Source organism: Dorea amylophila, assembly GCF_025567265.1.
Taxonomy (GTDB): domain Bacteria; phylum Bacillota; class Clostridia; order Lachnospirales; family Lachnospiraceae; genus Dorea_A; species Dorea_A amylophila.
The window spans coordinates 125,145-146,392 of record NZ_JAOQJW010000001.1 but is presented as its reverse complement, the minus strand read 5'-3'; the positions used below and the strand labels follow the sequence as shown (position 1 = coordinate 146,392).

Annotated in this window: 22 protein-coding genes, 2 pseudogenes and 1 riboswitch; of the genes and pseudogenes, 8 read left to right on the top strand and 16 right to left on the bottom strand. The window is 37.5% G+C overall.

The window, feature by feature from the left end; all coding sequences use genetic code 11:
* Positions 1-103: 103 nt before the first annotated feature.
* Positions 104-213, top strand: a riboswitch (TPP riboswitch).
* A gap of 100 nt (positions 214-313) precedes the next feature.
* Positions 314-841, top strand: a complete 528-nt coding sequence (thiW, locus tag OCV72_RS00685) for an energy coupling factor transporter S component ThiW (RefSeq protein ID WP_055281115.1) — start codon at positions 314-316, stop codon at positions 839-841.
* A 208-nt stretch (positions 842-1,049) separates the two neighbouring features.
* A complete protein-coding gene (gene thiC, locus OCV72_RS00680) occupies positions 1,050-2,360 on the top strand; it encodes a phosphomethylpyrimidine synthase ThiC (protein ID WP_022415567.1) in 1,311 nt (436 codons plus the stop codon).
* 634 nt (positions 2,361-2,994) lie between these two features.
* Here thiC and OCV72_RS00675 read toward each other — a convergent pair.
* Positions 2,995-4,506 (bottom strand): CoA-transferase, encoded by a 1,512-nt coding sequence (locus OCV72_RS00675; RefSeq protein WP_055281113.1) that lies wholly within the window; start codon positions 4,504-4,506, stop codon positions 2,995-2,997.
* A gap of 223 nt (positions 4,507-4,729) precedes the next feature.
* Between OCV72_RS00675 and OCV72_RS00670 the strand changes: the two genes are divergently transcribed.
* On the top strand, positions 4,730-5,098 hold the full coding sequence (locus OCV72_RS00670) for a BlaI/MecI/CopY family transcriptional regulator (protein WP_006428645.1): 369 nt from the start codon (positions 4,730-4,732) through the stop codon (positions 5,096-5,098).
* Positions 5,099-5,116: 18 nt separating this feature from the next.
* Complete coding sequence (locus tag OCV72_RS00665; protein WP_081020960.1) at positions 5,117-6,919, top strand: BlaR1 family beta-lactam sensor/signal transducer; 1,803 nt, start codon at positions 5,117-5,119, stop codon at positions 6,917-6,919.
* A gap of 154 nt (positions 6,920-7,073) precedes the next feature.
* Here OCV72_RS00665 and OCV72_RS00660 read toward each other — a convergent pair whose 3' ends face one another.
* From OCV72_RS00660 to OCV72_RS00650, 3 genes are all read right to left on the bottom strand, one after another.
* Entirely contained in the window at positions 7,074-8,306 is a 1,233-nt protein-coding gene (locus OCV72_RS00660) for a DUF6070 family protein (protein WP_006428648.1), read from the bottom strand.
* Between the two features lie 8 nt (positions 8,307-8,314).
* Positions 8,315-9,478: a DUF6070 family protein gene (locus OCV72_RS00655; RefSeq protein WP_070099608.1), complete on the bottom strand. Its 1,164-nt coding sequence runs from the start codon at positions 9,476-9,478 to the stop codon at positions 8,315-8,317.
* A 272-nt stretch (positions 9,479-9,750) separates the two neighbouring features.
* Complete coding sequence (locus OCV72_RS00650) at positions 9,751-10,590, bottom strand: hypothetical protein (RefSeq protein ID WP_055281111.1); 840 nt, start codon at positions 10,588-10,590, stop codon at positions 9,751-9,753.
* Positions 10,591-10,694: 104 nt separating this feature from the next.
* On the opposite strand from OCV72_RS00650, the pseudogene OCV72_RS00645 reads away from it, so the two are divergent.
* Positions 10,695-10,961: pseudogene (locus OCV72_RS00645) on the top strand (hypothetical protein); the annotation flags it as partial.
* Positions 10,962-10,992: 31 nt separating this feature from the next.
* Here OCV72_RS00645 and OCV72_RS16715 read toward each other — a convergent pair.
* From OCV72_RS16715 to OCV72_RS00605, 8 genes and pseudogenes are all read right to left on the bottom strand, one after another.
* A pseudogene (locus OCV72_RS16715) lies at positions 10,993-11,064 on the bottom strand (metal-sensing transcriptional repressor); the annotation flags it as partial.
* Positions 11,065-11,091: 27 nt separating this feature from the next.
* Positions 11,092-11,439, bottom strand: coding sequence for a DUF6070 family protein (locus OCV72_RS00635; protein ID WP_196019828.1), 348 nt, complete (start codon positions 11,437-11,439; stop codon positions 11,092-11,094).
* A gap of 42 nt (positions 11,440-11,481) precedes the next feature.
* Positions 11,482-13,593: a penicillin-binding transpeptidase domain-containing protein gene (locus OCV72_RS00630; protein WP_055281107.1), complete on the bottom strand. Its 2,112-nt coding sequence runs from the start codon at positions 13,591-13,593 to the stop codon at positions 11,482-11,484.
* Positions 13,594-13,665: 72 nt separating this feature from the next.
* Positions 13,666-13,881 (bottom strand): type II toxin-antitoxin system prevent-host-death family antitoxin, encoded by a 216-nt coding sequence (locus tag OCV72_RS00625; RefSeq protein WP_055281104.1) that lies wholly within the window; start codon positions 13,879-13,881, stop codon positions 13,666-13,668.
* Positions 13,882-14,370: 489 nt separating this feature from the next.
* Complete coding sequence (locus OCV72_RS00620) at positions 14,371-15,609, bottom strand: tyrosine-type recombinase/integrase (protein ID WP_005330087.1); 1,239 nt, start codon at positions 15,607-15,609, stop codon at positions 14,371-14,373.
* 105 nt (positions 15,610-15,714) lie between these two features.
* Positions 15,715-15,894 (bottom strand): helix-turn-helix domain-containing protein, encoded by a 180-nt coding sequence (locus OCV72_RS16710; RefSeq protein WP_080543107.1) that lies wholly within the window; start codon positions 15,892-15,894, stop codon positions 15,715-15,717.
* Positions 15,895-15,898: 4 nt separating this feature from the next.
* The gene (locus OCV72_RS00610) at positions 15,899-16,981 is read right to left on the bottom strand and encodes a replication initiation factor domain-containing protein (protein ID WP_044919239.1); all 1,083 of its coding nucleotides are present in this window, start codon (positions 16,979-16,981) and stop codon (positions 15,899-15,901) included.
* Positions 16,982-17,067: 86 nt separating this feature from the next.
* Positions 17,068-17,397, bottom strand: coding sequence for a hypothetical protein (locus OCV72_RS00605; protein ID WP_004614003.1), 330 nt, complete (start codon positions 17,395-17,397; stop codon positions 17,068-17,070).
* Positions 17,398-17,646: 249 nt separating this feature from the next.
* On the opposite strand from OCV72_RS00605, the gene OCV72_RS00600 reads away from it, so the two are divergent.
* A complete protein-coding gene (locus OCV72_RS00600; RefSeq protein WP_015554186.1) occupies positions 17,647-18,330 on the top strand; it encodes a helix-turn-helix domain-containing protein in 684 nt (227 codons plus the stop codon).
* Between the two features lie 192 nt (positions 18,331-18,522).
* On the opposite strand, the gene OCV72_RS00595 is transcribed toward OCV72_RS00600, so the two are convergent.
* Positions 18,523-18,738, bottom strand: a complete 216-nt coding sequence (locus tag OCV72_RS00595) for a helix-turn-helix domain-containing protein (protein ID WP_005335690.1) — start codon at positions 18,736-18,738, stop codon at positions 18,523-18,525.
* A 113-nt stretch (positions 18,739-18,851) separates the two neighbouring features.
* Between OCV72_RS00595 and OCV72_RS00590 the strand changes: the two genes are divergently transcribed.
* Positions 18,852-19,160 carry a hypothetical protein gene (locus tag OCV72_RS00590; protein ID WP_006426016.1) on the top strand — a complete coding sequence of 103 codons (309 nt, stop codon included), beginning with the start codon at positions 18,852-18,854 and terminating at the stop codon, positions 19,158-19,160.
* Positions 19,161-19,210: 50 nt separating this feature from the next.
* Here OCV72_RS00590 and OCV72_RS00585 read toward each other — a convergent pair whose 3' ends face one another.
* On the bottom strand, positions 19,211-19,462 hold the full coding sequence (locus OCV72_RS00585) for a hypothetical protein (RefSeq protein ID WP_005335687.1): 252 nt from the start codon (positions 19,460-19,462) through the stop codon (positions 19,211-19,213).
* Positions 19,463-19,511: 49 nt separating this feature from the next.
* The gene (locus OCV72_RS00580) at positions 19,512-19,982 is read right to left on the bottom strand and encodes a GNAT family N-acetyltransferase (RefSeq protein ID WP_015554185.1); all 471 of its coding nucleotides are present in this window, start codon (positions 19,980-19,982) and stop codon (positions 19,512-19,514) included.
* A gap of 92 nt (positions 19,983-20,074) precedes the next feature.
* Here OCV72_RS00580 and OCV72_RS16845 point away from each other — a divergent pair, with 92 nt between their 5' ends.
* A complete protein-coding gene (locus OCV72_RS16845) occupies positions 20,075-20,239 on the top strand; it encodes a group II intron maturase-specific domain-containing protein (protein WP_154253351.1) in 165 nt (54 codons plus the stop codon).
* Positions 20,240-20,313: 74 nt separating this feature from the next.
* Here the strand turns inward: OCV72_RS16845 and tsf are convergent, their stop codons facing one another.
* Positions 20,314-21,234 carry a translation elongation factor Ts gene (gene tsf, locus OCV72_RS00575; RefSeq protein ID WP_055281102.1) on the bottom strand — a complete coding sequence of 307 codons (921 nt, stop codon included), beginning with the start codon at positions 21,232-21,234 and terminating at the stop codon, positions 20,314-20,316.
* Positions 21,235-21,248: the final 14 nt, after the last annotated feature.

The following is a 21,248-nucleotide window of genomic DNA, read 5'->3' as shown; positions in this document are numbered from 1 at the left end:
TCTTTCTATATATTACCATAATTTTCTATCACATGTATATAAAATTTCTCATTCTCTCTTGCTATCTGATATTGACTGCGCTATAATAATTCGTGAATAAAGTTCATATTAACAGGGGAGCTGGAGAAAACCGGCTGAGAGGAAGCGTAATTCCGTTTCGACCCTTTACCTGATTTGGATAATGCCAACGGAGGGATTCATACCATGTATTGATTTGACAGAGATGCCCCCGCATCTCTTCTTTTTTTACTTTTTGTACCCTCCATCCGCTTTATGAATGAAGGGTATTTTTTTATGAAAGGAATGTTTATTTATGACACACACAACTTTATCATCAGACTCTTCACGGACAAGACGACTGGCTCTTGCCGGTGTATTTACGGCTCTTGCCATCGTCGGAAGTTTCTTAAGCTTTCCGGTTGCAGGCAGTAAATGTGCACCTGTACAGCATATTATTAATATCCTGGCAGCAGTCACGTTAGGGCCCTGGTACAGTGTAGGAATTGCATTTTGTGCCAGCCTGTTACGAAATCTGCTTGGTCTTGGCAGCATGATGGCTTTTCCCGGAAGTATGGTTGGAGCACTTTGCTGTGGACTTGTATACTCCATTTGCCACAAGCTCAGCCTGACTTGTCTTGCAGAGGCACTCGGCACAGGAATTCTTGGCGGCCTGGCTGCTTATCCTGTTGCAGTATATATTATGGGAATCACTCCTGCCGGGATCTTTGTCTATGTAGTTCCATTTCTGATTTCTACTATTGCAGGAAGCATTCTTGCATTTCTGCTGATTACAGCGCTGAATAAAGGCGGCGTAATGGCTATGATAAAAACGACTCGTTAAGAGTTGTTTAGAAACGGTACATTGGGGACACCACCTTGTACCGCATACACAAGTATCAGATTTTCCCATCTGATATAGGCGTCAGTAATTTCATAGTTCTTTTATGAACCTCAGATCTGTGTAGAGAAATGTTTTCCTGCATCGAAATCTGTGTGTTTTTGCTGACGCATTATAACCTTATATTTAATTTTTTAACGGAGGCAAACACATGAGAAATTACACAACACAGATGGATGCTGCAAGAAAAGGAATTGTCACTCCTGAAATTGAAATTGTAGCAAAAAAAGAAAACATGACAACAGAAGCACTTATGAAACTTGTTGCAGAAGGCAAGGTTGCAATCTGTGCCAACAAGAATCACACCAGTCTTGATCCGGAAGGTGTCGGAAGCATGCTCCGTACCAAGATCAATGTAAACCTTGGTGTATCCCGCGACTGTAAGGATTACAATATTGAAATGGAAAAAGTTATGAGCGCTGTAAATCTTGGTGCTGAAGCCATCATGGATTTATCGAGCCACGGTAACACACAGCCATTCCGCCAGAAACTGACACATGAATGTCCTGCTATGATCGGTACTGTTCCTGTATACGACAGTGTCATCCACTATCAAAGAGATCTTGCAACTCTGACTGCGCAGGACTTCATCGACGTTGTCCGTCTTCACGCAGAAGATGGTGTGGACTTTGTCACACTTCACTGCGGAATTACACGTAAAACGATTGAACAGATAAAAAAACACAAACGTAAAATGAATATTGTAAGCCGTGGCGGAAGTCTTGTATTTGCATGGATGTGTATGACCGGAGAAGAAAATCCTTTCTACGAACACTATGATGAGATTCTTGATATCTGCGAAGAATATGATGTTACTATCTCCCTTGGTGATGCATGCCGCCCTGGATGTCTGGCCGATGCTACCGATGTATGCCAGATTGAAGAACTGGTGCGTCTTGGAGAACTTACAAAACGTGCATGGGACCACAATGTACAGGTAATGGTAGAAGGACCGGGACATGTACCGCTTGATCAGGTTGCTGCCAACATGAAAGTACAGCAGAGTATCTGCATGGGTGCTCCGTTCTATGTACTTGGCCCTCTTGTTACGGATATTGCTCCAGGTTACGATCACATCACATCCGCTATCGGTGGTGCAGTTGCTGCTATGAATGGTGCTGCATTCTTATGTTATGTAACACCTGCAGAACATCTGGCGCTTCCTAATGTAGATGACGTAAAACAGGGGATCATTGCTTCCAAGATTGCTGCCCATGCTGCTGACATCGCCAAAGGTGTTCCCGGAGCACGTGATATTGATGATAAAATGGCTGAAGCACGTCAGAAACTTGACTGGGACGCACAGTATGCCTGTGCATTAGACCCTGAAACAGCCAAAGCCATCCGTGACAGCCGAAGCCCGGAAGATGATCATAGTGATACCTGCAGTATGTGCGGAAAATTCTGTGCAGTCAGAAGTATGAATAAAGCTTTGGCCGGAGAATATATTGATATTCTGTAATTCTTGGGATTTAATTAAATTGGGATTTAATTCAGAAAGGCTGTGGATACCCGAACCGGAATAAAGCTTGGAAAGGTGTTCCTGTTCAGGTTCCATCGGCGGGTCAATTCTAAAGGGGCAAAATTCTGCTAAAATCAGGCTTTCAAAATTTGAAACTCGGCATACGCCTCAAACAGTCAAATTTTGAAAACCTAACGCAGAATTTTGCCCCTTAAGAATTACCAACGCCTCTTTCACATTCACTAGAACGCCTTTCCAAGTTTTATTCCGTGTGTATCAAATGCCTTAAGAATGAAATGGCAAATGCGTAACCGTAGTGGCCTCCACCGGGTTACACTTTCGGACATTTTATTTATTAACATTCGCTGCCAGTCACGACTTGAAGGAAACAATAGATAAGGATTATTGTGAATGTGGAATGCCGTTAGAAACAATTAGAGAGTCAGAAGCACCGTTAAAGGAACGAAGCGAATGTGTTTGAGGCGAACGCCGAGTTTGAGCGTAGTTCCTTTGCTTTTAGGTGATTCTGACTCTCTTAGTGTTTCTTATGGTATGGAACCTGAACAAGAAGCCTTATCTATTGTTTCCTTCAAGGACTGAGAGGCCGCTTCCCCGTTAATAAATAAATCCCAATTTAAATCTCCACCTCAAACGGCAGCCTGTCCAGAATATCTTTCTGCATATCTACTCCTGGGTAGACTTCGATCAGTTTTAAGCCTTTTGGTGTCAGCCTGAATACACAACGTTCTGTTACATATAATACCTTTTGTCCGTTTTCAATCGCACGTTTTGCAGAAAAGCTTACACTATTGACCTTCTCTACAAATTTTGGTATCTCTCCTTCTTTCCGAATCGTTACCACACCTTTTTCCTGCGTAACATCCAATCCCTTGGCATCAAATGTCATGCAGAATACAACCGTTGGTGTTTTTGCCGTAATATTCGCAAATCCGCCAATTCCTGCAAAAGCTCCGGGACCTCTATGTGCATTGATGTTTCCATATCTATCCACTTCCAGCGCACCCATAAAACAGATATCAAGTCCGCCATTATCATACAGATCAAACTGATTTGCCATATCATAGACAGATGCTGCGCCAATCATTGCTCCAAAAGCCTCTCCTGATACCGGAAATCCTCCAATGCCGCCCGATTCTACTGTTAAGGTTACCATATCAAGCATACCACACTTTCGTGCATATCTTGATACCATCTCCGGAATTCCGATTCCGATATTAACAATATCATCTACCCTGAGTTCCTGCGCCGCTCTTTTGCCGATAATATTTCCGGTTACACTGTTTTTCTGTGGCTTCGTAGACACATTCTCTATCTTTTCGCTCCATGTATGCCACTCCTTATAAGGAATCTCAAAACTTCCGGTAAGTGCAGTATATGCTTCGTTTCTCTTCTCCGGCTCTGTCACAACGATTGCATCTACCAAACAGCCCGGAATAATGGCATTACGTGGCCGGGATGGTGTATCAACCAATCTGTCTACCTGTACAATTACTTTTCCCCTGTTTGCCTTTACTGCCTGACAAATAGAAAGCGCATCTCCTGACATGAACATATCATCAAATGTAATATTGCCTTTTCTGTCTGCCGCAGTTCCTTTGATCAACGCAATAGTAATCTTTGGAAGTTTATAATACAGAAATTCATCCCCATCCACTTCAACATGTTTTACCAGTGAGTCATCAATAGAAATTCTGTTAATTCCAGGTCCTTCTCGTCTTGGATCTACAAAAATATCCAGACCAACTTTGGAAAGAGCTCCGGGAAGCCCCCCTGCCTGTGCACGGATTGCGTGGGAAATACATCCAAGCGGCAGATTATATGCTTCAAACCGATCCTCCAGCACCAATTTTTTCGTGCTAAGCATTGCTCCAAAATGACCACAGATCAGCTTGTCCACTGCACCTTCTTTGATATATCTTTCTGCATTATGTTCCTCATCCCAGACACCAAACCCTGCACTCGATACAATTGTCAGATGCGTCGGTGACTGCATCTTCTGATATCTTCGGTAGATTGCCTCATGAAGTTCCGTCGGATTCTCTATTCCTACAAATGAATTGACACAGATACAGTCACCGTCCCGGATCAGACGAATCGCTTCATCTGCACTCATAATTTCATACATAATTTTATCTCCTTCGTCCTAGGTATTTTTAATCAGGCGGATATTCACACTCCGCATTCTGTTAAATATTATTTTACCTGATTACTTTAACCAAGTCCAGTAAAGGAATCCACTACCTTCCTCGTCTATCAATAAAACCAAGCTTTTTTCATTCCATTGACAGATCAGACGTTTTCAATATATAATATTTTTATTACAAACGTAAGATTTGGAGGGATGTCACATGAGCAATTTGCCTCAAATTTCAGAAGCTGAATTTGAAGTTATGAAAATCGTTTGGAAATACGCACCAATCAGCACCAATGAAATTACTGAAAAATTAACACAAATTTCCAGTTGGAGTCCTAAAACAATTCAGACATTGATTAAACGTCTCGTTTCTAAAAAAGCACTAACCTATGAAAAACAAAGCCGGGTTTTTGTCTATACTCCATTGGTCAAGGAAGACGAATATATTCGGCAGGAAAGTAATTCTTTTTTAAAGCGATATTATAATGATAATATCACTTCTATGCTTGCCTCTTACATTGAGGATGATAAATTGTCTGAAGAAGACATTGCCAGCTTACGGAATCTTCTTTCCAATCATTAACCATGGGAGGAGCATATTTTGATATATTTTAGTTTTCGATTTTTACTCTGTAATGCCATCATTTGTATTTTTTTAGGTAGTTTACTGGGATTAAAAAATTTATTGCAAAGGCAATTATCCGCATGTATGCAATATAATCTTTCGATTATATTTCTTGCCGTTCTAATTGTTCCCTTTTTACCGATAAACTCTGCCCCATCTTCTATATCGTGGAGACATTTGCTGACAGCCAGTTCAAGTACCAATGGTGACATTCAAACCACTTTTCTTTCTGGTAATGGTTATAATTTGGATAAAATAAATGATTTTGCTGTCTCTGTCAGCACCCAAATACCAACTTTTATTCACACATTACTTGTATTTTTCTGGAGTATCGGTATATTCATAATGTTTTTTCTTCTCTACCGCTCAGTAAAACAAGTAAAAGCCTTACATAGTTCTGCTTTACCTCTTCAAAATGAAGAACTAAACGCTCTTTATATAGAATGTTTAAACGAAGTGAACAGCAAGCATACCATTCCGATTTATAGTACAGCATTTTTGAAATCTCCTGTTTTGGCTGGTTTCCTGCATCCTCGCATTTATCTTCCAATTCACTTGATTTCAGATTTTAACGCTGGAACTATAAGCGCAACTGATATTCGCTATATGCTTCTTCATGAACTGCAGCACTACAAGCATAAAGATATTCTAATTGGATATTTGATAAATACAGTAAATGTTTTCTACTGGTTCAATCCCCTAATCTGGTATTTTCTAAAAAGAATACGACAGGAACGGGAACTTGCCTGCGACAGTGCTGTATTACAATTATTGAAAGAAACAGAATACAAGTCATATGGAAATACACTGATTAACTTTGCCGAAACAATAGCTCTGTCTCCATTCCCTCTTACTATGGGAATTAGTGGAAATATAAAACAGTTAAAAGGACGCATTTTAAATATTGCATCATTCCACCAACCTACTTTTAAACAAAAAATTCGTGGATATCTTATATGCATATTCGTCTCTACTATCATCATTGGATGCATTCCCATACTTTCTGCTTATGCTTCTGATCAGACTGGGTATCATTTTGACACAACCGAAAAGAATATTACTCAGCTAAATCTTTCTTCCAATTTTGGGGACTACACTGGAAGTTTTGTTTTATATGATCAGTCTGCTGATAAATGGAATATTTATAATATGGAGCATGCTTCCACACGTGTATCACCGAATTCGACTTATAAAATATATGATGCATTACTTGGCTTGGAATCTGGAATTATTACACCAGAACATTCCACTTTCACATGGAATGGAGAACCATATCCTTTTAATTCATGGGAAGCCGATCAAGATTTAACCTCGGCTATACATAATTCCGTAAACTGGTATTTTCAGGCAATTGATTCACAGGCAGGTTTTGAAGCCGTAAGAACATTTTTACAGACAATAAACTATGGGAATCAGAATACTGGAACAAATCTAAATCTCTATTGGACAGATTTCTCTCTGAAGATATCACCCATAGAACAGGTGGAATTGTTACAGGATTTCTATCAAAATAATTTTCATTTTGACAGTAAAAATATCCAGGCAGTAAAAAAAGCTCTGCTGCTTTCCACTACTTCTTCCGGTTCTCTTTACGGGAAAACAGGAACCGGGCGTGTCAATGGTAAGGATGTCAATGGCTGGTTTATCGGATACATTGAAACATCGAATAATACTTACTACTTCGCAACAAATATTCAATCCTCTTCTGGTGCAACTGGAAGTCAGGCTACCGAAATAACAAAATCTGTACTTTCTAATCTTGGTATTTGGAAACTATGAGAAACACGCTCTGCGAGTTTCTCAAGTTATCGCGGCAGTCGCCAAGGTCTCGTGCAAGCACGGACTTTGGCTCGTTGCTCGCGTAAATAAATAAAGAGAACTGATAGCATAATTTCCCGTTATCAGTTCTCTTTATTTATTTCTTCTCTACTGATCAATTCTGCAAATTACCTAACCGGTACTGATACCTCGGTATATTATCAATACCATTATCTAAAATCCTGTTTCCAACATACTGAATCGTTCCATCATCCTGAATTTTCATCGTAAGTTCGTGTGTAATAACAACATCATTACATACAACAGAATCACATACTGCATGAATTGTCAAAACAATGGTTCCATCTTCATTGTGCCTGACTTCTGTTACTTCCGGTAAAGACAAGCCAAAATGTGTTGGTGAATAATTACCATATCCCAATCGTTCCCAGATAAACCTATTACTTTGTTCATCGTAGACCGCCCATTCTTTCAATTCTTCTTTTGTAACAGGAAGATATGTCATAATTACATTTTCGAACTCTTCTGCTGGAATTCCCACAACCTCTTTTTCTGCAGTAAATTTTTCTCCATATTTCATTTGATAAAAATATTCATAAAGTCCATTATAATCCAACCCCTGCATATCCTCCGCATTCCAGTTTGAACATAACAGATTGTTTCCTTGATAGCCGAACGTACTCACATATTTTTTTAAATATTCCCGACACTCCTCACTCAAAGGCTTTACCCGGATAATACAACTTCCATCTACAATCTCTGTCACTTCCGGTGGTTCAGGTACGCATAATTCATAACAGAAATTCCCATTTTCAGTATATGCCCATTCTTTTATTTTTGATAGCGATATGTATGTAAGTACAGGCTCTGTATCCTCACTCCAGATCATTTTTGCGGACATCACACTCATTTCTTTTCCATCATAACTATATTCTTTTCTGGTAATTCCACCATCTGTATCTGCTTCATATAAAATTACACTTCCTTTTTCTTCTTGTTCTGCAGATTTTAAAAATTGTTCCATCTTCTGATAATTATCCATAACAGAATAATGATCGGAACCAATAACCGGATTCCCATTTTGTTTGATAATTTCTTTCATCCGATTCATCATTTGCTCAGCAGTGTTCTGATCTGCTTCTTGTATTCCATTATATTCAGAATAAATGTCTCGGACAATGCCCATAATTTCTTCACAATCGTTCACAACTTCCTTTTTCTTGTCTTCATCGATTGGTAGATTATATCCCTTATCCGGATTTTCCATGGTAGTGTTTTTCTGATTCTTCTCATTTTTTACATCTGTGCTGTTTAACGATATCTTACTTTCACAGGAAGTCAGAATCATTCCTATACAAAGTACTAACAAAATACTTTTTCTTTTCATATTGCCCCCTAATTATTACTGTAATTCTCTTCCCACTCTTCTTCTGTTAACCTTGGCATATACCACCCTGCATTTGCATTTTGATCTGAACTGATTACCTTATTTGATAAATACTGGAAACTTCCGTCTTCCATAGGTTTTATCATCAATTCACTGGTGATTGCCTGATCTAACATTCTGATTTCCCATACTGCTTCTATCGTAAGTTTTAATGTTCCATCTTGTAATTTTTCATATGATATAACTTCCGGATATGGCTCATATGGGAATTCACAATCATATAACCCTCGCGGTCTGTATCTAAAAGTTCTATTATCAGAGTTATAAAAAGTTCCTTTTTCAATCTCGCTATTACTAAATGGTAAATAGGTCTTTATAACCTCTTCAAACTCATCTTTTGGAACTTCATATTCTGCTCCACCATAATTTGCTTCATATGGAACTTGCTTTCCATATTTCATATAATACATTTTTTCATAAAGATCATAAAAATCAAGTTCCGTATAATTCTGGTTATCCCAATTTGTAATCAACAGATTATTAAGTGCATACCCCAACGGCATAACATATTTTCGATTCAATTCCCGGCATGTTTTATCTAATGGCTGCACTCTGAATCCAGTTTCACCCGGTGCTCCATCAAATCCCGGTGGGTGATATTCCTCCAGAAACAAGTATCCTTTTTCTGTATATTTCCACTCATATGCTTCATATTCATCATAATAATTAGCCTGTGGACTATTATCCTTCCATTTAACCTGACATAATCGAACATTTATCTTTCCATTCATTGACTCTAAATGATATTGTATAATTTCCCCTTCATCAAATACAACAACAATATCTACTGCTGCCTGTTCTTCTTTCTCTGCTGCTTTGCAAAAATCTTCTACTTTTTCACGATTGACCATATCAATCTGATTATCACAATCTACTGCCGCATATCCTTTTTCTTCCAGACAATTGATAATTTTTCTTTTCACCTTTAATGTATTTAACTCCGACTTCTCCTTCATATAAACAGACCGAAAAGTTTGCGCTGTTTTTTTTACTTCTGCATTCATTTCAGATTCCACGGTTTCTTTCTTTTCTTCTTTTTCCGTAATTCGATTTTGTCCGCACCCTGTAAAAACAATAAGAACTATCAATATCATCGCAAATATCTTACACATGTAATAATTCCCCATAAAAATTTTTTTATTCTTCAAAATACTCATCCAATACTGTTGCATCTTTTTTAACAACATAACCACTTCCACCGATTCCTTTCTTCTAATTTTTTTGTCCCTTAAATCTTACGCTTGTAATATTTAAAAGTCAAATCTATTTTCAGGAATTGTATACTCCAGATTCACCATCTTTATGTGCGATATATCCTATTTTATTACCATCCTCTATATCTTCTCCATTTTTGTTACCCTGTTATTTTAAAGAACATCCTTACTTACACTGTTACATATTTTTCCGCTTCTTCTTTGCACTTCAACGTATTTCCATGCCCAATTACATATTCCATACATTCTTTTCCCTGCTCTTCTTTTCCGATTCGGTAGTAACATACTCCCAGCAGGAATCTGCGTGTAACCTCATAATAAGGCAGCTTTTCCGTATCATTTTCCAGTAATCTTACTGCTGCCTCATCTTCACCTTTCAGCATCAAATTTTTTGCCATAAACAGTGGATTCTTCTGAAATACTTTCCCTGCTTTTTCTAATGTAGCCGAATAACCTGCCGCATCTTTCTCCTGATATTTCTTCGCCAGTTCGAGATTCGTCATGACCTGCTGCCAGGAACGTCCCTCTCTTTTTCCTTCCCATTCATTCTTTATATACTCTTCTGCCTTCTGCAACTGCCCATTTATGATCAGTGCAACTACATATTTAGACTCAGCTATCAGCATGACACTTTTTTGAAATCCATGATAATCCAAGCTCTTTCCGTACTTTATCAACTCTTCCAGCATTTCTGAATATTTTTCTGCATCACATTGCTGTGACAGAATCCGGTCAATTTTTGAAAAATCTCTGAGAATGTCCCTGATTAAAATGAATATACCTGCAATCAGATCAACCACCACGCAAATCCACAGTAGCCAGGGATCTGTCGTGACCCAGCCCGGCTGCTTCACATCGAAAAAGAGTACTGTCTCCTGATGCGGGAACGGATTTCCTTTGAAAATACTCACCACACAGATCAATGCTACATAAATCAACAGCACATTCCGTATCATCCTGATGCGTCCATTTTTCTGCTTTTCATAAATCTTTTTTATCTGCTCTTCCATTTTCTCTACCTCGCTGTCACACTATTTTTGTACCTACAACATAATTATACATAATTTCTGCTGTTATTGAAATCTTCTCTTGCTGTCTCCTGCTTTCCGGGAGTATAAGCTGCCAGCAGAGTTTTATGGCACTCGGACAGGCAAAAATCAGTCTGCTTCTTGCATGCCTGCGAAAACTGATCCTGCTGATCCCTCTGATCTTTATCCTGCCGCTCTTTTTATCTGATAAGGTATTTGCAGTTTTCCTTGCAGAACCAGTCAGTGATATCCTGGCGGCTGCCATTACAACCATAACCTTCTTAAGCCGCTTTAATGGAATATTGAACCAGAAAGACCTCGCCTGCTGCAAAATTTTCACCAATACAGACTGATGCAATTAATGCCAGTGATACCAGTACATCTGATTGCCTGAACCTGTCCGATTATTTTCTTCAGTCTTCGGTGCAGATTATCTGCATCCATACATTGTCTCATCTTCCCACCTCCTTATCACCAGAAATATTAATATTGTAGCGAATCTCTGTTCGGTTGTACAATATCTACTGCTGCCTGTTCTTCTTTCTCCGCTGTTTTGCAAAAATCTTCTACTTTTTCACGATTGACCATATCAATCTGATTATCACAATCTACTGCCGCATATCCTTTTTCTTCCAGACAATTGATAATTTTTCTTTTCACCTTTAATGTATTTAACTCCGACTTCTCCTTCATATAAACAGACCGAAAAGTTTGCGCTGTTTTTTTTACTTCTGCATTCATTTCAGATTCCACGGTTTCTTTCTTTTCTTCTTTTTCCGTAATTCGATTTTGTCCGCACCCTGTAAAAACAATAAGAACTATCAATATCATCGCAAATATCTTACATATGTAATAATTTCCCATAAAAATATTTTATTCTTCAAAATACTCATCCAATACTGTTGCATCTTTTTTAACAACATAACCACTTCCACCGATTCCTTTCACATTCTCAACCATACTGATAAGAAGAATTGGTTTGTCCACGCTTTTATCTGCCGTAAACACCGAAAACCACCCGATTTCTTTGCCAGAAGTATCTTCTTTCGTTGCCTTCAACTCGGCTGTCCCTGTTTTTCCAGCCAGCAAAATATCGTCACGATGTGCAGCATATCCGGTTCCTTCCGGATCATTTACAACACCTTCCACCCCTTGCATAATTTCTTCTACATTTTCTTTGCTAAACGCATTTTCTATCCATGTTTCACCGGATGCTTCTTCTTTGTATTTCAAATACGGTTTTATCATATTCCCTTCATTTAAAAATGAAGTATAAATACTTGCCAGATGTAATGGATTTACAAGAATCTGACCTTGCCCATAACCACTATCTGCCAATTGTATTTCTGTTTCTATTTTATCTGTATTGGAATATGTTGATTCCTGCATCGCAATCTCAAACGGCATATTCTGATTAAATCCTATTTCATTTAAAGTATTCATAAAATTCTCACTACCAATTTTAAGAGCTGCCTTTGCAAAATAAATATTATCAGAATAGATAATTGCATTTTTCATAATAACCGGTTCATATTCATGAAGTGTTGTCACTTGATAAGATCCCCAAGACGAATCTTTCTGCCATGCCAAACCTTCATTTCCAAAATCTTCTTTTGGATCTATGCTTTCCGTTTTCAACCCAATTCCTGCCACAACTGGTTTGAATGTTGAGCCAGGACACCATACTTGACGAAAACGATTATATAATGGCTTCTTTTCATCTTCGTTTAATGATGTCCATTTCTCTGATGATAAGCCCCGTATAAATTCATTATTATCATAAGATGGGGTACTTACCAAAGCCAATACTTCTCCCGTATAAGGATTCATTGCGACAGAACACCCCGGATCTTCTTTAAACTGCTCGTATAATGATTTTTGCAAGTCGGAATCTATCGTTAATCTTATATCCATACCATCTTCTTTAAAAATACTTGCAAGAACCTCTTTTACTTCCCCATCACTATCCAAAATCTTTATATCACAACCATCTTTTCCTTTTAATTGCTTTTCGTATAACTTTTCCAACCCAGATCTTCCGATTACACTTTCAGCTGAATATCCTTCCCCTGGATGATTTTCCAAATCTTCTGCTGTTACAGACTGTACATAACCAATTAAATGAGCTGCTGCTTCCCCTAACTCATAGGTTCTAACTTCCACATCTGATAGCATAACCCCTGGAATTTCCAAAAGTTTATTCTGACAATCCTGCTCCTCAAGTGTCTTTTCTTCTGGCTGTATTTTCATTAAATCTATTTCTTCTACTTTCGGAATAGTTTCAATTGGTACAAAAGAATCTTCTTTTACCCACTTTGCTGTGAGTTTGTTATTTATTGTTTCTACATCTATCTCTAATAACTCCGCTATTTTTTCAATAGATACATTCCTGTCTTCCAGCTTTCCCGGTATAATGCCAACTGATGTTGCTACTCCTTTTCCTGCAAGCATTTTACCATCTCGGTCTAATATTTCTCCTCTCTCCGCTTTTGATGTAGTAACACTTATTTTATCATCACTCTCTAAATCTGGAAAAATCAGGCTATCCTGCCATACTAATTTATATCCCTGTTTCGTCTTCTTCAGTTCCGCCATATTGTCAAATTGTATTGTTCCGGCAATTGTATTACATGATGTTTCATACGAAAGCGTAACTGTATCTGCTTTTTTCTCTTTCACAGCTATATGACTGATTTTAATGTCACTGACCTCTATTCCTTCGTATATCTTAGAATTTCGTTGTATGTATTCTTCTTTTTCCAGATAAGCTTTCTCCCCTGAATCTATCATGGCATACATCGCTTCATATTCCTTTTTTTCAATATGATTCATATATTCCACCAGTGTGTCTTCTGGTGATTCCGTAATTGATCTTTTTAATAAAACACCTCCCCAAATAGCAATTACTGTTATAGCCATTATTAACCCCAAAATCCTACAAGTGTAAGATTTTTTAGTGCTTTGTTTTTTCCGTCTTTTTTTCATAGATACCCCTTTCTTTCAACGCTTTTATTTTTTAAATCTTACACTTGTAGTATTTAAAAGTCAAGTCTTTTCTCAGGCATTATATATAGCAGACTTAGGATCAGAAAATCCTGCCTTTGCTTTATCAATATGGTTCGTGCTAAGCAACTCGTCATAAGTTTCCATACTCATAACTACCAAATCTCCATAACCATTTTTTGTAATGAAAACTGGCTGCTGCTGTTTATGACATAATTCAGATATTTCATTTGTATTACGTAAATCTGTAATTGGTTTGATTACTGGCATTGTAGCACCTCCTTTCTTTGTACATTATTACAACAGAATATTGTACATCTATAAACCAATTTATGAAATATCTAAGAATAACACTCTTCATCTTTCTCACAAAAAAAGAAGACAAGAGTTCTGACAGCTCATTGCCTTCTTTCATCTCATGTTCAAATAAATTTATTCGTTTTCTTTGTCTATCTTATATGAAAAATCCGCTTAACAAATCAATTCATTTTTTTAAGTTTCTATAAAAACAACCCTCACAAACAGAGTCACCACCATTCGCAAGGGTTATTATCATTTCAGAAATTCAACACACTATTCGATTATGCGTTCATCTGTTTTGCCAACTTTTATTTACTGTTTTCTCAAATGCCCATTTTATAAGGCTTTCTACGCTTTCCTCAATTCTGCTCTTCCATTTTACCCAATTTCCCTTTGGGTAGAAACTTTTCATTCCCGTTGAAAGCAAATTTCTCTTATTTTGCTATGTTGGGTACTCTTTTATGCACACTGGGTAGAGTTTTTATTTTTCTGAACTTTCTGTTTTTCACTCACGCTACCAAACTTTGCTATTTCTTCTTCAAATTTTGTTTCTGTCACATGAGTATATATGTCAATCGTTGTACTGTAATGCTGATGTCCCATTAGCATTTGCACTACTTTAGCGTCCATTCCTTTTTCAAAGCACCTGCTACAAAATGTATGTCGGATTGCATGAGGATAAAGGTCTTTAAATTCTATCGGCTCTCTGTTTTCCTTTACCGCTTCTATTGCTTCTTGAAAATTGATTGCTTTTACTACTTTCTTAATTTCTTTTTCTGCTACATTCCGAATAACTGGACTTCCTAAAGAAGTGGTAAACACCAAGTTATCAAATTCTCCACTTGAACGCCAACGATTTCCATAGGCTTTTTTCTGCCTGTTCTGTTTTTCTTTTTGAGATAACAGAATTTCTTCTGTTTCTGCCATAAACGGAATACTTCTGTATGAATTATGTGTTTTAGGCTTTGTTAGTCGCATAGTCTTTACTCCATTTTCATATTGACAGGATAAAGACCTTTGAATGTTAATACATTTCTTATTCCAGTCTATATCTTCCCATTTCAGACCACCGACTTCCCCAATTCGCATACCCGTCAGAAACATAATGTAAAACATCTCTTTATACCAGTTATGCTCTACTTCCTGCAAAAACCTTGTTTGCTCTGCCATTGATAAGAAACGTCTTTCTGCTGTTTTATTTTCCCAAGGTACATTGATTTCAAAACATGGATTGATGTCTATAATACGATTATTCTTTGCAGACTCCAAACACTCCCGAACTCTGCCTAAAGCATCTCGCATACTGGAAGACGCTCTCCCCTGCTTATTCATATCGTTAATGACACGTTGAATATCCAAGTTCCGTATATCTGTCACTTTCATATTCCCTATTGCTTTTCCAAATGTATTATAATATTTGCTACGCATAGGAAACACGCTTGTTTCCTTGATATTAGGAATTTTATAATTTGCAAACCATTCCTCAAACCATTCATTCAGCGTTATTTTCTGACGTTTCATATCAATATTATTTCTTGCTTCTTCTTTTGCCTTTTCAAACAATATTTTTAATTTCTTCAAATCAACATCATACAAGTTAATGTCTATTCCGTTTATCTTTGCTCTTGCTTCGTATCTACCGTCCTTTCTTTGACGTAAACCTGTTCCTAATTCTTTTCCTTTTAAATCTTTACCCATAATCTCTACCCTTTCTATCAATCAAATATTTTGATAAATAAAAAGGGAACTTCTGTGATTTTAACCATATACTACTATAAGTTCGCCTCCTTTTCAATCAGAACTTCAATAACTTTTTGCTTGTTGCTCTAGCCATGTGTCTAATAATCTTCTGTTCGCATACCACCGATACCCAATCTTCATGGAAAACGGACAGTTTCTACTTTTCAAGAGTTCTCTTGTCTTTGTTTCTCCAAGTCCAAGATACTCACTTACTTCCTTTAAATTTAATAATGCTTTTTCTATACGATTATCCCCTTTCCTCTAATCTTCTTGCTTTTATGTAATCATCATACAACTGTTTCTGTGTGATATTCATTTCTCCATTTGCTACAAGATTACCGATATAATCCCTTTTCTCTATCTTTCCAACCTCTGCAAACAGTTTCAAAGACGGAGCAACATACTTTTCTAACCATTCCCACACCTTTTGTAAACTTTTCTTCTGTGGTTGCATGGTAAGTTTAACCTTACCTATATCTTTCATCAGTTCCGCCCACGCTTGATAGGTTGGGTAAAGCCTTTTTCGTGTTGTCATGCTGTCTGTCGGCTTTTCTAAAAATCGTATTTTGCTGTTCAATACTTCCATTGCCAGTCCTGCCACATCTCTATATCTCAATAATTCCTGTACTACGCTAACTGCCATTTCCTGCCGAAATCTCAACTCATATCTATTCCAATTTTCATCTAATTCTGTTCCATACTTTTTATTCTGTTCATATCCCTTTTCATAAAATACCAATCTCAAATTACTGGCTGAACTGCCGAGATAAAGACTGCCACCTTTACTCTGAAACACTTCCTCTTTCAGTTCTCCCGAATCGTGAAAATCTATATCCCTTAGTTTTGTGGAAAGCAATCCCTCTTTTGTCCGTATAATCAAATCGGGAATACTCAAATACGGTTTTCTATCATCTATCGCTAAATCAATCCGAGGAAAATTGATGTGATACTGACAAACTCTGTTTAAGAAATCAAACCATGTTTCCTCATTGAGTTGTAAAAAATTCTCATAGTTACGACAGCCTTTCCCACTCATTAAGATCTGAAAGCCTTGATACTGTGCATTTCCTGTCGGCTTTAGCACCTTGATATTATCGAAGATTGCCACAACCTCATGTCCTGCAATCCCTTTTTCATAGCCTGTTACCGTCATAAGTTCCAAAGGTATTCTCAACACATCTTCTATGACTGCTTCTAACGGAACTTCCTTAATGGTTATCTGACACCAATCTATCAAGGCACTTAATTCTTCTTTCTGCCGTATTACTCCCCTGTTAGTGTAGGGGAGTTCTGGAAGAAAACTTCCGCTTCTTTCTTCCAAATTTATCAAACCTCCTTATCTGCAATGGCGTTGCCATTGCCCTGCCCTCAACCTGCCGTTTGGTACGTCAGAACGAGGACAGGAACTTTGACCGCCTACATATTTTTATTTGGAACAGGGCGGATACCCTTACAGGTAATCTTCTCCACTAATACAGGAAAGTTTCCTCTCTGCACATAAGGGGCATAAACTGGTTCTCCCAGTTCCACCACAGCATAAGGCTCAATCTTCGGAAGTTCCGTTGCTTCCAAGCGAATATCCACGCTGTTCCCAAGCTTCATACTTCCAAGATGAAGTTTTAAGGCTTCCACTTCCTCTGTTTTCTTCTTACTGTCTTTATCATAGCGGTAACAGTTATCCGCACCCATGAAACGAAGTTCTCCAAATGCTTCTTTTACCTGTTCTTTTGTCAATGTAATCTGCATACACGTTCCTTTCTCCCCGTTGAACCGATAGGTCAGTTTCTCATATTTTCAATTTCTTATTACGACGTCGTTTGTGGTTCAGTTATTTCTGAACTTAATTGTATATTAGCACAGACATATTTGTTTTGCAATAGGAAGTTTAGTTTTTTATAAACTTTTTATTTTCTTTTTTCTGAACTTGTGGTATAGTGTCCTTAGACGATAAGATATGAAAAGTTATAACGAGATATGGAAAGAGAGGGTTTTCAGATGAATACAATCGCAGAACGGATTAAATTTGCCATGAAAGCAAAAAATAAAAAACAAGTAGATATAGTCAAAGATACAGGTATCAGCAAAGGGGCGTTTAGTTCCTATCTTTCGGGACAATACAACCCCAAAGCCGATAAAATGGAACTGATCGCCGACTCCTTAGATGTAGATTTGCGTTGGCTTTACGGACAAAATGTGCCTATGGAACATACAAGTCAAAACGATAACGCCCTGCAATATGTCTTTTATAACAACTCCTGCTCTGAGTATCTTCTTGATGATTTAGATGATATATATATCGCCATGATGACACAATATGCCGCCCTCATTCCACGCTTTTATGTCCTTGTCAATCGTGCTGGAAATGCAATGCACATACTGCCACTATTTTTGAAAGAGGATAGTTCCCAATTCTATGAATGCCCGTCTGATTTCTTTTATTCCGACAGGCATACAATTTTTACAAGAGATTTTGAAAGCATTCACATGGTATTAACAACCGCCACGATTTACTATTATGGAATTGATACAGCAACCTATGAACCGAAAGTTACCATGCTCTCCTACTCACAGACTGACGACTGCTTTCATATCGACAACGGAATACAAGACGGTCACATAAAAGCATTTGAAAAGGAACTGGAGAAAGAAGCACTTTACTTAAAGCATAACGCCCAGTAACAGACAAGAGGACTTGCAAGGTTTCCGACCTTTCAAGTCCTCTGCTGTATCATGGTGCTGTTGGCTGTGTCCGTTCCGTCAAGGACTGCCCTACGGCGTATCGGCTACGCCTTGTTCCTTGACCTCACTACATTTTCTCTTTTTCTTGACACAACAAAAGCCTGCACGAATTTTCTTCAATCCGACAGGCTCTCATTCTTTCACATACTCTATCAGTTCTTCTATTCCACACTCCAAGTAACTGCACAGTTTACAGATTAGTTGTGCGTCTAATCTCTGAAATTCATTTCTGCAATAACGATTAAAATTAGACCTCGGTATATCCAATTCCTTACAAATGGTATTCTTACTAATTCCTTTTTCTTTCAGCAGTTCCTCTATGTGAAGTTCCAAATGTCCATACTTCATTGCCTCACCTCTACATAAAAGTATATTCAATAAATCTTTATGTAGTATTTCACTATATAGTGAGGTACTATATACTTATCCCTATAACTATACAGAAACAGAGGTATATCAAAATGAAAAAGAAATTGTTATTTGCCACTATTATTCTAGTCTTGCTTGCAGGCATTCTCTATTACATTAGCTTGCCCGATTATCTTGTATTTAACAGTATGTCATTCAGCAATGGGGCTAATCGTGATACCGAACTACAAGTTATTGTATATCAATACTGGAATACAGATGAAGTAATAGCGGAAATCGAAGCAGAACATAATCAAATCAACGGAACTCCTACTATTCTTACAATCAATCTGTATCACTCTAAATGGTCTTTTCGCAATGGATATGAACCATTTTATAGTACCACTATCAATTATAATTAAAAAGAAAAAGCAGACAGTCAATAAAAAAACTGTCTGCAATAATATGGAATTTACCCCTTTAACCCTCTCGCCTGTCTATCCATATCTTCAATAACAATATCATAGATTTCTCCGATTTGAGAACAATATTCTAACACTTTCCATGGCTCATTTGTATGAAAATGAATTTTAATCAATTCTTCATCTCCAACCGCCAATAAGCAATCTCCTTTAAAATTATTTGTGAAATATTCATTTATTTTATCTTCATCAAGATTTTCGCCTTCAATCAAAAGTTGAGTATCATATCTAAATTCTAACATCCTATTATCCTCCAAATTCACATTTTTCAATTTTACAAACTGAAGTTTATCAGATTGTGTACTTCATAGGGGTAAACCTAATCCCGTCTATTTCTTGCTCGTCTGATTGTGGCTTAAATCCGATATGAAGATAAAATGGCTTACCGTATGGTGACGAATTTAAAGTAATCTCGTGCAACTTTGGAGCATCTTTCAAAATATCTGCTAAAAGATACTGAAAAATTGAAGTAGCTACACCTTGACGATGATATTCTTTCTTTGTGAATGCTAAGTTGATATGCTTCCTGTTTGAATACATACCGATAATTCCAATCATTTTACCCTTGTCAAACGCCGCATATATAGGGCAGATACCTTGTTGACATTTTGAAATAAATTCATCATTTTCAACTATATCTCGCTTGAATGTTTCAATTCCCTCCGGTTTATAGTCCGGTGCTTCAAATTGTAAAAACACTTCTAATGCTAAAGCAAGGGCTTCCATTACTTCATTGCTATGTATTTTTCGTATTTCATACATATCTCCACCTCAAATTCTAATTTGTTTATTTCTCTTATTCTAGCATATTCCCCAATCTTTAACATTATTTTTTTAAAAAATTTGAGGGCATATTGCAAAATGCAATACACCCTCAACACTCACAGCGTTCCCTTTCTATTTTTAAACAACAAGTAAATTCCTCGTTAAGAGGTTGGGTAAATTTCTTTACCCAATACCCTACCCAATCTGTACCCAAAATAGCACGATATTTTGTGAGATTTTACAGTAGTTCATAACACTTGTCAAAATAGGCAGAAACCGCTTAAATACGCTATTTAATTTGCTTTTTACCAGTCTTGCGATTGATAAATTAGTTTCCCATCTGTGCTGCAACTTCAGCTGCGAAGTCTTCATTCTTCTTCTCAAGACCTTCTCCTGTCTCAAAACGAACAAACTTCTTAACTGTCATATTAGCTCCGTTCTCTTTAGCTACCTTCTCTACGTATTTAGCTACTGTAAGGTCGCTGTCCTGAACGTATACCTGATCTAACAGGCAGATTTCTTTCATCTCTTTGTTGAGACGTCCGATAATCATCTTTTCGATAATATTATCTGGTTTGTTTGGATTCTCCTGTTTAGCCTGAGCAAGAAGAATCTCTTTTTCATGCTCTAAGAAAGAAGCATCTACTTCATCACGTGAAGTATATTTTGGAGACATAGCTGCAACCTGCATAGCTACGTTCTTCAGGCATGATCTGATCTCATCGTTAACAACATCTGTCTCAGCTTCTACAAGAACACCGATACGTCCGCCGCCGTGGATATAAGATACTACACAACCATCAGTAACAACTTTCTCAAATCTTCTGATGCTAAGTTTTTCTCCGATTACAGAGATTTTCTCATTTAATGCATCCTGTACTGTCTTAGAAGCGTCTTCATTCCAAGCTTCAGCCATGAATCCATCCATATCTGCGGAATCAGAAGCGATTGCCTGATTAACAACTGCTTTAACGAATCCCTGGAATTCAGCATTCTTAGCAACGAAGTCTGTCTCTGAGTTAACTTCTACGATAGCTGCTGTCTTGTCATCCTTAACATCAGCCATAACAATACCTTCTGCTGCGATACGTCCGGCTTTTTTAACAGCCTTAGCTTCTCCGTTCTTTCTTAAGAACTCGATAGCTGCATCCATATCACCATTTGTCTCATTAAGAGCTTTCTTGCAGTCCATCATTCCTGCACCGGTCATTTCTCTTAATTCTTTTACCATCTTAGCTGTAACTGCCATGATCTTATCCTCCA